Here is a 12,824-nt window from a genome sequence, read left to right as displayed (position 1 = left end):
TAGGAAAATTAATCTATGGAACTCACATTCCTTACGCAACATGATACACAAGCGCTAGTAAAAATTCTCTCTGATCCTATTTTTACGTTATACAAGATATTAGGAGCTGAAACAGTAACTGTACTGTTAAGGGTAACGAATATGATACCTTGATATCGTTAGGAGTCACATCATTAATTTTACACGGTACTGTCTATATAGGGGATAACAAGGTATCTTATAAGTTTTATAGTGTGGGAACACAAAAAGGAGAAGGTGGAGTTTTGGAATTTAACTTGTTTAAAAAGGGTGAGATAGGCGTAATATTAGAATATGAAGGCAGATTCTCCTCTTTTATTAAATTTTCTTTAAGGAGAAAGATTGAGAAAAATATGAAAAGACTTGATGAAGAAGTAAGATTGGAAAGAATTAAGAGAAAGATCTAAGGTAATCTTGTTAATTTCTCATGAAAAGCTAGATTGAATTCTGACTCGACTATCAATTTAGATAAATTGTTTGAAAATAGTAGAGGCTACTACCATTAAAAGTTGACTGTTTTGCTTGTATGATATGTTACATACACTTTGATGCAGTGTAAAATTTCACATTAAAATTGTTTCCTATATCATTAGACGAGTTTATATTTTAATAGCGGAGTATCGAATAAAAAGCCAACTATTATAAATGAAGAGATTAATTGTATTAAAGCATAGAAAGAGATAATGAAGGCTGCAGTATATAAGGGGTATGGATTACCATTAGAAATAAAAGAAGTTCCTAATCCTACTCCAAAAGAAGGGGAAATCTTAGTGAAAGTAGCGTCAACTGGAATATGCCATAGTGATTTGCATCTATTAAGTGGTGAACTGGTGGGACCACTTCCCAACGAATTTATAATTGGTCATGAAATAGCCGGATGGGTGGAGAAGATAGGTAGTAACGTTAAGAACCCATATGGACTAAAGGAGGGAGATCCAGTTCTAGTTTCTTGGATTGTGCCATGTGGTATATGTAGATATTGTGCAAGTGGTAAGGAGAATTATTGTAAAGAAAATGCGAAAAGGCTAGTAGGCCTAATTGGTATTAATGGTGGCCATGCCGAATATTTAACTGTCCCGGAGATAGCAGTAATTCCTCTAGCCAAAAATCTTGATCCATATTATTCTTCACCACTAGCATGCGCATATGGTACTGCTTATAACGCATTAAAGAGCGCGAATGCCACTTCAGGTAAGAGTATTGTTATAGTGGGGTCTGGTGGTGTAGGTTCTTCAGCAATACAATTGGCCAACGCAATTGGATTAAATCCGATCATTGCAGTTGACATAGATGAGAACAAATTAAAGAAGGCTAAAGAGTTAGGTGCAACTCACACTATTAACGCTAATGAAAGCGATGCGAGAGCGAAAGTTCTAGAAGTTTTGGAAGATGGTGCTGACATAGTGTATGAGACAAAACCTTATCCAGATCTGAAATTATCATTGGAAATAGTTAAAGCCGGTGGAACTATAGTTGTTACTGGACTAGGAGGATTCTCTACATTGGCACAAATCCCCGTAACATTGTTTGTCTCCAGAGGCATAACCATTATAGGGAGTTTAGGCTATAGACCCAGAATTGACTTACCCGAACTGGTGAGCTTAACATCTTCCGGGAAAATTGACATTAAGAAGTTAGTTTCGCATATTTATACTCCAGACAAGATAAATGAGGCTTATGAGAATTTAAAGAAAGGAATACATATAAGGGCAATAGTGAGGTGGAATTAGAAAGTTTTTTATTGCTAAAAATTTTATTATCATTCATGTACTCTCTAAAGAATAGGGTTGTTGTAGTAACGGGTTCCGGTAGAGGTATTGGTAGGGCTATTGCTGTGAGATTAGCGAGTGAGGGTAGTTTAATTGTAGTGAACGCTAAAAAGAGAGTTGAGGAGATGAATGAAACGGTAAAGATCATTAAGGAGAATGGAGGAGAAGCTATTGGAATCCTAGCTGATGTCTCCACTAGGGAGGGATGTGAAACTTTACTTAAAGCGACCATCGATAGGTATAGAGTAGCTGACATATTGATAAATAATGCTGGCTTAGGACTATACTCTCCCTTTTTAAACGTAGATGATAAACTTCTGGAAAAGCATATTTCAACAGACTTTAAATCTGTAGTTTACTGCTCTCAAAGTTTCGCAAAGGAAATGAGAGATGGAGGAGCTATTGTCAACGTTGCATCAGTTGCTGGAATCTCACCAGCCTACGGATTATCAATATATGGCGCTATGAAAGCTGCAGTAATTGCGTTAACAAAGTATTTAGCTTTAGAACTAGCTCCTAAAATAAGAGTTAATGCCATAGCTCCAGGATTTGTAAAAACAAAACTCGGTGAAAGTATGTTTCAAGTGTTAGGGATGAGTGAAAAGGAATTTGGTGAAAAATTCACATTAATGGGTAAAATTCTCGACCCAGAAGAAGTAGCTGAGTTCACTGCTGCAATTCTTAAGATAGAATCTCTCACTGGACAAGTTTTCGTGTTAGATTCTGGAGAGAGTATAAAAGGTGGAATAAAATAAATTAAGGAATCTTTTTCATTTAATGCTTTAACTAAAACTTTATTTTATCGTATCTAAGGCAAAATTTAAATATAAACAAATCATTTATAGTTAATTATGGGCATGAGTTTTGAAGAATATAAACACGAGTATTTTAAGTCCATAAGATCTGGAGGCTTAAATTGGTCACTCTTCCCAATGAAATTATATCAGCTAGGGAAGAAACTTTTCTGGGACCCAGCCAATATAGATCTAAGTAAAGATGCAGAAGACTGGAAAAAATTAGATGATTTAGAGAAAATGTTCATAATAAATGTCGGTTCAAAGTTTGCTGCGGGAGAAGAAGCTGTAGCATTGGACCTTCATCCGCTAATTGTGACGTTAGTTAAAGAGGGAAAAGTAGAGGAAGTTATGTATTTAGAACAGTTCGTTTATGAGGAAGCTAAACATGTTGAAGCGTTTAGAAGATTTTTCGACGTTGTTAATGTAATGGAAGATCTAAGTGCATATACAAAAGACCTTTCGCCTAATTATAGGAAGATATTTTATGAAGAATTGCCAAAGGCCATGTGGAATTTATCTAGAGATCCTTCACCAGAAAATCAAGTTAGAGCCGTGGTAACTTATAATTTAATAGTTGAAGGAGTAGCAGCTGAGGGAGGTTACAATATTTTTAGGCGTATAACAAGTACAAGAAAAATCCTACCTGGTTTAGCTAAGATGGTAAACCTCATAGCTACTGACGAATCTAGACATATAGCATTTGGAGTATATTTAATCGCAAGATTAATAAAGGAATATGGAGAGGGAATATATAAGGTTGCTATGGATCACATAAATTACCTTACGCCTTATGCTATAGGAATCTTCTCTGAACCCACAATGCCTCAAGTTACAACTCTACCTTTTGGCCTCTCCGGTATGGAGCTAGTGGACTACGCTAAAAGGCTTTTAAATACTAGGATTGATGCGATAAATAGAGCTAAGGAGATGAAATTGGAAACATTATTACCAAAGGATTTGGATGTAATTGAATCTTGGTGATTTGATGATTCTAGATCTTAACTTCGAAATTAGTGAGGATCTTAAGCTGATTTTAGGCAGTTTAAATGAATTACTGGAATCAAAATGGTCCACAAAGAAGTTAAGGGCAGTCATGGAAGGAAATAAGAGTTATACTGAGGAGCTATGGAAGGAAATAGTTAAGCTTGATATCTTACCTTACCTTTCCACGCTATCATTAAAAGATAACGTGATAATAAATGAGTTTATCGGTAGAAAATTACTGCCCGGAATTGTAGTAAGTAGTATAGTCGCAGCTAGGGGTATTAAGAGTAAAGACATTTTAAACAGACTGTACTCCGGCGAAGTTAAAATCGCAATATCTGACTCAAATTTCGTACCCTCAGCTAATGAGGCTGATTATATAGTAATAGGAAATAGGCTTATCCAGAGAAGAGACTGCACAATTCGCACTTTCAATTCACTTGATAACTCCATGAAAATCAGTAAGGTAGATCGCATTGAAAAGCATGAAGACATAGAAGTTAACAACGCTGAAGTTGCACTTTCATTGGCTTCTCAGATGGTAGGAAGCGGTGAAGAAGTTCTTAGTATGTCAATTAAGTATAGTAAGGAGAGAATTGCTTTTGGTAAACCTATAGGTTCGTACCAAGCAATTAAACATAGAGTGGTTAATGACGCAATTGATGTGGAGTTAGCCAGATCTTTAATATTGGAAGCAGCCGAAAACATAAAGTACGTGTGGATAGCTAAGGATCTAGCTAATAAGAAGATACCTAAGGTTCTCTTAAGTGGTATACAAGTTCATGGTGGGATAGGATTTACGGATGATCTTGATATTCATCTTCACTTAAGGAGAGCGTTAACATTAAGTAAGTTATACAATAGTAAAGTGGATATCTCTGAGTTCCTGCAAGCTATATAATCTATCAAATAAAATATAATATAGTAGGTAGATGGTAAGATGTTAGAGGATGTATATCTAGTAGATTATGCAAGGACAGCGTTTACGAGATTTTCTCGTAAGGATTATCAAAAAGATCCATTCTACAATATAAGACCAGAAGAGTTAGCTGGAATGGTGATAAATAGGTTAATTGAGAAAAACGGAATTAAGGCTGAAGAGATAGACGAGATAATCACTGGATGTGCACTTCAAGTAGGTGAACAGTGGGCTTTTGGAGGTAGGCATGAAGTTTTCGCAGCTAGATTACCATATAACATACCAACTATGGCTGTGGATAGGCAATGCGCTTCATCATTAACCACAGTTTCTATAGGAGCCATGGAAATATCAACTGGAATGGCTGATATAGTATTAGCGGGTGGAGTGGAAAAACTATCTAGAACACCAATGTTTGATAATCCCCACATTGAAATTAACACTAAGTTTCTTACTGATAGTAAATATATTCAGTATGATTTGACTACAGGATATGTTATGGGATTAACTGCTGAGAAACTAGCTGAAGAAGCTAAAATAAGTAGGGAGGAAATGGATAGATGGTCTTTAAGGAGCCATCAATTAGCGTGGAAAGCCATACAAGAGGGATATTTCAAGGATGAAATACTGCCTATAGAAGTAGAAATTGAAGGAAAGAAGACTCTAGTAAATGTAGATCAATCTGTTAGACCGGATACAAGTCTGGAGAAGTTAGCTCAATTGCCTCCGGCGTTCAAACCTAACGGTGTCATAACGGCTGGAAATTCAGCACCTTTGAATTCAGGAGCTTCTTATGTACTTCTGATGTCAAAGAATGCATTAAAGAAGTATGGACTAACTCCAATGGCTAAGATTAAGAGTTTTGGATTTGCGGGAGTACCTCCAGCAGTAATGGGAAAGGGTCCAGTTCCAGCCTCTAAAAAGGCATTAGAAAAGGCAAATTTAAGTATTAGAAAAGTTGATTTATGGGAAATAAATGAGGCATTTGCTGTGGTAGTATTAAATGCCATAAAAGAATTGGAGTTAGACGAGAACACAGTAAATAAGAGAGGAGGTGCTATTGCTATAGGGCATCCATTAGGAGCTACTGGAGCTAGATTAGTAGGCACTCTGGCTAGACAGCTGATACTAGAAGGAAAGGATTACGGTGTTGCAACACTATGTGTTGGTGGAGGTCAAGGAGGAGCGATAGTGCTAGAGAGAGTTTGAGATCAATATTTTTCCATACCTATTTTTATTATTGCTAAGTAAATCAAGAGCTTTTTCAAATTCCTCTAACCTAAACTCATTTCCAATTACCGGCTTTATTTTCCCTTCCTTAACTAAGTTTAGAGTCTCTATTATATCCTTCTTGTTTGCACCTATATGTCCCATTAAACTTAAGTCCTTGAGAATTAAATAGCCTAACCTTAGATTGAACGTTACAGAGGGATCTAAATTACCGATCTGGATAATTTTACCACCACTCCTTAAACTCCTCATGCTTTCCTCTAATGTATAGGGACCAACATTTTCAATAACGATGGAAACATCACCTATCTTTTTAGCCTCTTCTGAGAACTTCTCGCCTACTATTACGTAGTCAGCGAATTTGGAAACTATCTTAGCCTTACTCTCGCTACTAGTAACTCCTATTACCTTGGCCCCTAAAGCTTTTGCCACTTGTATTGCATGAATACCTACACCACCACTTGCTCCGGTAACCAATACAATTTCCCCTTCCTTTATTCCAGCCTTTTTCAGACCTCTATAAACCATTGCTGCAACACATGGAACTATAACTGCTCCCTCATCGGACACGCCTTCAGGAACTTTGACTAGACTACTAGCCTTGACTTTAGCTTTTTCTGCGAAAAACCCATCTAGTTCTTGAGCGTATAGAACATTATTCTTACAGTAAACCTCTTCTCCCCTTTTACAATATTCACATGACCAATCAGGAACAAAAAGCATTGATGTAACTCTATCTCCTTTCATAAACTCATTAACGTTTTCTCCGACTTCTTCAATAGTTCCCACTACTTCATGACCTAAAATCAACGGATATTTAGATCTGGGATAAAATCCCTTTATTTGTAATAAGTCCCTATAGCACAAGGCTGCCTTGTTAACCTTGATAATGACCTCATCCTTACCTGGTTTAGGATCTGGTACCTGCTCGATTCTATAACCTTGTTTATGAGCTGGAAGAATAACAGCTTTCATAGTCTTAATTTGTTGTTGACTCTTTTTAAATGTTTTTAATAATGCCTTAAAACTAAAATTAAAATAAAAAAGATTATTAAATTTTCTCGTAAAATACACGTCTCAAAATAGAGCCTATTAAACCTATTGCGTCTCTTCCTTGCTCTATTAACGGAAAGAAGGAAAGGAATCCATGTATAACATTATTAAACCTCACACTAGTAACTGGTACTCCAGCTTGTAGTAATTTATTTCCATAAGCCTCTCCTTGATCCCTTAACGGATCATACTCTGCTGTTATTATTAAGGCTGGAGGTAATCCGCTCAAATCTTGTGCTATAATTGGAGAGAACCTAAAATCTAATAAGTCTGCAGGGCTTCTCAGATATTGAGAACCGAACCACTCTATATGCTCTCTAGTTAGGAAGAACCCATCAGAGTATTCTATCATAGATCTTGAAACATTATCAAAACCTACTGCTGGGTAAATTAGGATTTGATACTTTAAATTAATTTTCCCTTTAGAAAGAAGAGCTACTACTGCTGCTAAATTTCCGCCAGCACTATCCCCAGCTACGGCAACTCCCATCTTTCCATTAAACTTCTCCAAATTATTATAAACCCAATTAGTAGCATCGAATGCATCAATAACAGCAGAAGGAAACTTGTATTCTGGGGCTAACCGATAATCCACTGATACTACAACGCAGTTGCACGCATTTGTAATAGCTCTACATAATGGGTCATAAGATTCCACGTCTCCTATAACAAATCCTCCTCCATGAAAATATACTAAAACCCCATAGGGACCGTTAGCCTTTGGAAAATATACTCGAGCATTTATATTGGTTTCACTACCTGGTATTTTTATATCTTCTACCTTTCCCACTTCAACTTTGGGTGCTGCTGATGCCAATTGCCTAAATATTTTTCTAACCTCATCTACCGAGGCTTTACCTATAGGTATAATAAAACCCGATTCTAGTAACTTTTTGATTCTAGAATCTAGAGGCATATATTATATTAAGATATCAAGGATAAATACCTTTTTGATATTTTTTAATGCTTCCCATACTCTCTTCACTCTTGTTGTTCTAAATTAGAACTTGTAAGTACGAATTTAATATAGAAGGTCAAAATTTAGTCATAAATATCATGATATATCTGCTTTATCAGTTCCTATTACATTAAGCCCATTAACATAATTAGTTAAATTCTGGTTTAATATAAGGTCAAGTATAGTCTTATCTATTATATTAGCAGTATCATAGACTCTGTTTATTAATATTACATGTTTAGAATCTAACTGGTTCCAACTAATGGAGTATCGTATTGTAGAATCTAAGGATAAATCGTCACTAATAAAAATACCTATTTTAGTGTGAGAAAATTCATAAACAGACCTAATTATTGGATTTTCCTCTAGTATCCCAACATAATTATCCACAATAATGTAGTCCCAATTTCTAGATAAGATAGATTTAAGTTGCTCCAATCTTTCATTATCGTAAGATTTATCTAACAAATATACTTTATTACGTAATTTGAGCATAAAAATACCATCTATTTCTTTTAATGAAGATCTTAAATCGAAACCATCCAGTAATCCATCCCCATAATGCCCTAAAACATTTGATAAAGTAGATAGAGAATCGTTATCGATCAGGAGAACCTTTTTAAATTTCTTTCCAGAAATATATTTAGATAATTCATAAGATAGTCTACTCTTTCCTATTCCCCCTTTTAGACCTAAGATAAAAATTGAAATAGACATATCGACTTCGAATAAGCTTTTCCCTTAATAAAGATTAGTTAGAAAGATTCTAACTACTTTCGTTCTTTAATATCTAATTTAAATATCTAACAGCAGTTATGAGATTTTAACGTAGTTTAAAGATTTTCATTAGTCCCACTATCCCTCCTAAATGCCTTTCAACGAACCTCAACAACTCCTCAACGCTCCTTAAGTTAAGGGAGGCCAATAGCTCCCTAACCGCGTTAACGAGCATCACGAAGAGGAGGACATAACCTTGAAGCCTAACCCTCTTGAAGAAAGAGGTATCTTGAAGACCTAGAGCCTTAATGTCCCTGTGAAACTTCTCGATCTCCCACCTTATCCTCCAAGTCTCCTCAACCTCTTCCTTGCTAAGGGATAGGTCAGTAGTATAGAGGTTCCTCCTGCCGTAATCTTTATATTCCTCGACGAACAACATAACAGTAATGACCTTGTCCTTCAGGGTCAAGTCAACCAAATAACTTCCAGGGGGTAGATCGCCCACGTGAAGGTGACCCTCCACCTCATCATGGGTCCCCTGGATTGACTTGACTCTGAGGACTCTCCTATTGGACTTCAGTTCAGACACTACCTTGTCAGTTACGAGCTCACTCGACCAATACCAAGAGTCGAAGACGACTCTCATCACTTGAAACTTCTCTCTCAGCAGCTTCATTAATGCAGAGGCCATCTGGATCTTGGTTTGGAACTCCTTCACCATTCCCCTCTCGTACATTTCTCTAGTAGCGTAGGGGAAGGCTCCTATCATGTAAGTTTTCTTGGTGTTCAGATCGTAGATTGCGATTGTTAGTAATTGGACTCCGGATTCGAATCTCTTGTGTGCTTGACACCACATGATGTAGTTTCCTTGTCCGCTCGCTCTGTTTCTAGCTCTAGCGTATTCCTTGTGGTCGAACGTGTCGTCGATTATGATCACTACTGGTCCTTTGATTAGTTCTCTTAATTTGTCTAGGTAGTTCGTCCACGTTTTTTCCACTTCCTCTAACGCTTTGAGTAGGTTGTTGTAATCTAGGTTGAACGTTTCTGAGATGTTCTTCACGCTAGCTCTATCGCTTATGAATGCGATTAAGGCTAGTGCGATAGCGACCTTTTTTGTTAGTCCTTGCATCCTTAGTGTTCCTACTACGAAATTGATGGTGTTTATGAGCTCTGCCTTAGCTCTACCTACCAAGTCCTTGATCTCGTTTTTCATACCTTTTAATGAAATGACCTAGAATGTTAAAAACTTTCTAGGTAGTACCGTAGACTCGGTACTACTAAGGGAAAATATGATAACTGCTGATATCTAACTATTTCTATAGACGTGTTTACATACTATCTATCATTTGAGCACTGGTAATTTTGTTTTTCATAATTCTTCCATCTTCTCCAGTCACCAAACTTTTTATCGTATTCTGGACATCCCCTTCTCCAATTCATACCTCCAATCCATTCTACATTAACAAAAATATCATAAAACTTCTTTTCCCTTAAGGATATTTCATCTTTTATATACTTCCTTATATTTTCTATAAAATTTTCCATTTCTTCTTTTGTATCAAAATAGAAAATTATAACTCCTCTACTCAAGAGGTTTAGGGGGAATCCAAAAATTGAATATTTTCCAGGCAGATCCTTAACTATATTTAAAAACTGATCTAGGGGAATTTTTATGGCATTTATTGGAATTCCCAGTTTATAACAGTTTAAAGAATTTTCATGTTGGATTCCTTTTTCATAAGCTAGCCAACACTCCTCACACTTATCCCATTTTTTCCCAAAACCTTTCCACTCTATCATTTTAAAAGACCTCCTCCACGAATCTTTTAGCTGTTTCTATATCAATTTTAACTGGATTTCCACTATTGTTCACAATTTCAACAAAAGTTTGTACATATTTTAATGCCTCGTCTAATGTAGTAAATTCGGATAGTCTCCGTCTAGCTCTGATCTCCTTTAGGAATTTATCCATGAACTCGTACAATGGCTCTCCTTCATTCTCTATTTCCTTCAATTTATTTCTAGCAACATTATAGTTTAACTTAATTGCTGATGGCAATGAGATACAAGAGGTTACTCCATGAGGTATGTTAAATCTAGGACCGTACACATAACCGAAATTATGACTTATCCCCATTTTCGCATATCTCATCGTTAATGAGGATAACCATGTACCTATTTGGCATAATGCCCTATTATCAAGGGAATTCAGATCTCTTAGGCATTTAACTAGCTTCTTGTACCCTTCTATTGCTAAGGAATCAGTAAATGGTGTAGAGTCTTTAGAGTATAATGCCTCTACTGCGTGATCTATTGCCCTTACCCCACTCGCTATAAGTAACCATTCAGGCGTCTCAAGGGTAGCTCTAGGATCTAAGATTATCACATCCGGCTCTTTTCCAATCCTACTTTTCTTTATTCCATTGACTGTTGCTCCACCAGATCTAGTATGCTCTGCTCCAGAAAAAGTAGTAGGTATAGCTATATAATAACCATTGAATGAAAGCTTTATACCATCTATTATACTCCCTCCTCCTAAGCCTATTACAATATCATATCCCTTAAGTTTCTCCGTTAATTCATTTACATCGTCTGCTGGAGTATGTTGTCTGGGTCCTTCAATTATCTCCGCATTTATAAAGCTTAATATTTGTTCAAGAATCTTACTTTTAAGTAAACTTCTCGTAGTAACTAAAGCTATTCTTTTACCTTTTACATTTGCTAACCAATCTAATGCGTTAACTCCATAAATTACTTGTGTAGCTGGATACTCTACTTTAAACATGTATTAATATCTAGCAAATTAATTAATAAACTTGCAAAAGTCTATCTGGTAAACGATAGTTTCTTGTTTAATTTATTAAGTAATGTAAGGTTGTGAAATAGGACAATTGCTGAGATTATTGGTAAGGCGTAATATGCTAATACGAAATATACAAATGAAGATAAAATGGAAAGTATTGTGGCTGTAATCGAGCTTATTGAAAGAGCAATAGAGTACATTATTATACTAGGTAGGAACACACAGCAAGATGACCCAGATACAACTCCTAGGGAAGGAACTATAACAATTGACTTACCAGGTTTATTTGAAATTCCCCACAATTTCATTATTTCGATAGCATTTAACCCTATTAATAGTGCCAATATAACTCCTATGAAAGTGGAGAAGGGTATGATATCTCCCTCATAAGGACCTATAAAGAACCATATTGCAGGGCTGTTAGATACCCATTCTAGAAAATACGTGAATGGAGGAGGTATGGAGTAACCTATTCCTGCATTGAAGGAAAGACTAAAACTTAAAGCCCTAATTGAACCAGGGAGTAATATATAGAAGAAGAATGAATATAGAACTATATGATATGCCATATATAATCCTACTATTAACCAAAATATTTTCCTTTTCCAATTTTTTATAATACCATTCTTAATGTAGTTATAGAAAGAAGTCGGTAAAATTAAGATAATGAATGTCCAAAACGATATTGTGGATATTGTTGAGTAAAGAAGGGTATCAGTCTTACTGAAATGGTAGGCTATTAAGGAGATTGCTAGAAAAATAGGGGATATTGCTAGTCTTTTAATCATAACGATATTTAAGAAAAATATTAAATAAAAAATTTTCCCTTAACCCCAACTTGAAGACGATGTGGTCGTAGATGTTGTAGAGGATGAAGACGAAATTATGAAGTATGGAACTGATATAGAATTTGATACTATTAAATCAGCCCACATTCCATATTCGGCATGGCCAAGTATTCCACAAGCAATCCAATAGTAACCAGCCGAAATATTATCTAATATTCCAATTGCAGTCTGACCTTGTTGAACCCCATTGTTAGTAAAATCAGATGGTGAATCACCAACATATAGTAAGATTTTACCATCCTTTGAAATATTCGGATTATTAGGCATTTGAGTATTATTTAATACTATATTAGCATTATGTGGCATGGACTGATCGTTCGTTAAAATTATCATCACATTCCATCCGGCAGGGACATAAATTTTCATTTGTCCGTATGCTGTTCCATTATAATTAAATCCTGTACCTGTAGCTGTTGCAGTTAAATAAATAAATACAGTCTTATTGTTAGGATTATAAGGTAATGTCTTAGCCCCAGGAGGTAAAGTTACCGTCTGTACCGTAGTAGTGGAATATGTAGTAGTTGAGCTTGTTGTAGTTGTCGTGGTTGTCGTAGTAGAAGTCGCTGATGATGAGGTTGGTGTAAAACTCGTTGTGGTAGATGTAAGTGAGCTAGTTGTTGAAGGTGTTGTAGTAGGATGATGTGATAATGTCAGATAAGCAGCTACTCCGGCTATTATTATTACTATGACCACAATAGTAACAATTACTGATGTGTTCATTAGGGGCT

The 12,824-nt window shown here is 35.9% G+C and carries 13 protein-coding genes and 1 pseudogene; 6 read left to right on the top strand and 8 right to left on the bottom strand.

Features of this window, described 5'->3' with window-relative positions; genetic code table 11:
- Nucleotides 1–15: 15 nt before the first annotated feature.
- From GFS03_RS03025 to GFS03_RS03000, 6 genes and pseudogenes are all read left to right on the top strand, one after another.
- Nucleotides 16–425, top strand: a pseudogene (locus GFS03_RS03025) (DUF3211 domain-containing protein).
- Between the two features lie 276 nt (nucleotides 426–701).
- Nucleotides 702–1,748, top strand: a complete 1,047-nt coding sequence (locus GFS03_RS03020; RefSeq protein WP_153422455.1) for an alcohol dehydrogenase catalytic domain-containing protein — start codon at nucleotides 702–704, stop codon at nucleotides 1,746–1,748.
- Between the two features lie 35 nt (nucleotides 1,749–1,783).
- Nucleotides 1,784–2,542, top strand: a complete 759-nt coding sequence (locus GFS03_RS03015; protein WP_153422454.1) for an SDR family oxidoreductase — start codon at nucleotides 1,784–1,786, stop codon at nucleotides 2,540–2,542.
- 96 nt (nucleotides 2,543–2,638) lie between these two features.
- Nucleotides 2,639–3,565: a R2-like ligand-binding oxidase gene (locus tag GFS03_RS03010; RefSeq protein WP_153422453.1), complete on the top strand. Its 927-nt coding sequence runs from the start codon at nucleotides 2,639–2,641 to the stop codon at nucleotides 3,563–3,565.
- 4 nt (nucleotides 3,566–3,569) lie between these two features.
- A complete protein-coding gene (locus GFS03_RS03005) occupies nucleotides 3,570–4,469 on the top strand; it encodes an acyl-CoA dehydrogenase family protein (RefSeq protein WP_153422452.1) in 900 nt (299 codons plus the stop codon).
- 39 nt (nucleotides 4,470–4,508) lie between these two features.
- A complete protein-coding gene (locus tag GFS03_RS03000) occupies nucleotides 4,509–5,696 on the top strand; it encodes an acetyl-CoA C-acetyltransferase (protein WP_153422451.1) in 1,188 nt (395 codons plus the stop codon).
- Here GFS03_RS03000 and GFS03_RS02995 read toward each other — a convergent pair.
- The 8 genes from GFS03_RS02995 to GFS03_RS02960 form a co-directional block, all read right to left on the bottom strand.
- Entirely contained in the window at nucleotides 5,682–6,692 is a 1,011-nt protein-coding gene (locus tag GFS03_RS02995) for an acryloyl-coenzyme A reductase (protein ID WP_153422450.1), read from the bottom strand. The two genes, GFS03_RS03000 and GFS03_RS02995, sit on opposite strands and share 15 nt — an antisense overlap.
- A 76-nt stretch (nucleotides 6,693–6,768) precedes the next feature.
- Nucleotides 6,769–7,686: an alpha/beta hydrolase gene (locus tag GFS03_RS02990; protein ID WP_153422449.1), complete on the bottom strand. Its 918-nt coding sequence runs from the start codon at nucleotides 7,684–7,686 to the stop codon at nucleotides 6,769–6,771.
- 138 nt (nucleotides 7,687–7,824) lie between these two features.
- Nucleotides 7,825–8,445, bottom strand: coding sequence for a ParA family protein (locus GFS03_RS02985; protein WP_153422448.1), 621 nt, complete (start codon nucleotides 8,443–8,445; stop codon nucleotides 7,825–7,827).
- Between the two features lie 106 nt (nucleotides 8,446–8,551).
- Nucleotides 8,552–9,658, bottom strand: coding sequence for a transposase (locus GFS03_RS02980; RefSeq protein ID WP_153422447.1), 1,107 nt, complete (start codon nucleotides 9,656–9,658; stop codon nucleotides 8,552–8,554).
- 122 nt (nucleotides 9,659–9,780) lie between these two features.
- Nucleotides 9,781–10,245 (bottom strand): hypothetical protein, encoded by a 465-nt coding sequence (locus GFS03_RS02975; protein WP_153422446.1) that lies wholly within the window; start codon nucleotides 10,243–10,245, stop codon nucleotides 9,781–9,783.
- Nucleotide 10,246: 1 nt separating this feature from the next.
- On the bottom strand, nucleotides 10,247–11,230 hold the full coding sequence (locus GFS03_RS02970) for an iron-containing alcohol dehydrogenase (RefSeq protein WP_153422445.1): 984 nt from the start codon (nucleotides 11,228–11,230) through the stop codon (nucleotides 10,247–10,249).
- A 41-nt stretch (nucleotides 11,231–11,271) separates the two neighbouring features.
- Nucleotides 11,272–12,036: a hypothetical protein gene (locus tag GFS03_RS02965; RefSeq protein WP_153422444.1), complete on the bottom strand. Its 765-nt coding sequence runs from the start codon at nucleotides 12,034–12,036 to the stop codon at nucleotides 11,272–11,274.
- Between the two features lie 39 nt (nucleotides 12,037–12,075).
- On the bottom strand, nucleotides 12,076–12,816 hold the full coding sequence (locus GFS03_RS02960; RefSeq protein WP_153422443.1) for a sulfocyanin: 741 nt from the start codon (nucleotides 12,814–12,816) through the stop codon (nucleotides 12,076–12,078).
- Nucleotides 12,817–12,824 lie beyond the last annotated feature (8 nt).

The sequence above is a fragment of the Sulfolobus sp. E5-1-F genome, assembly GCF_009601705.1.
Lineage (GTDB): Archaea > Thermoproteota > Thermoprotei_A > Sulfolobales > Sulfolobaceae > Saccharolobus.
Note: the sequence above shows the minus strand (reverse complement) of the source record. Positions and strands in the feature narration are given on the sequence as shown.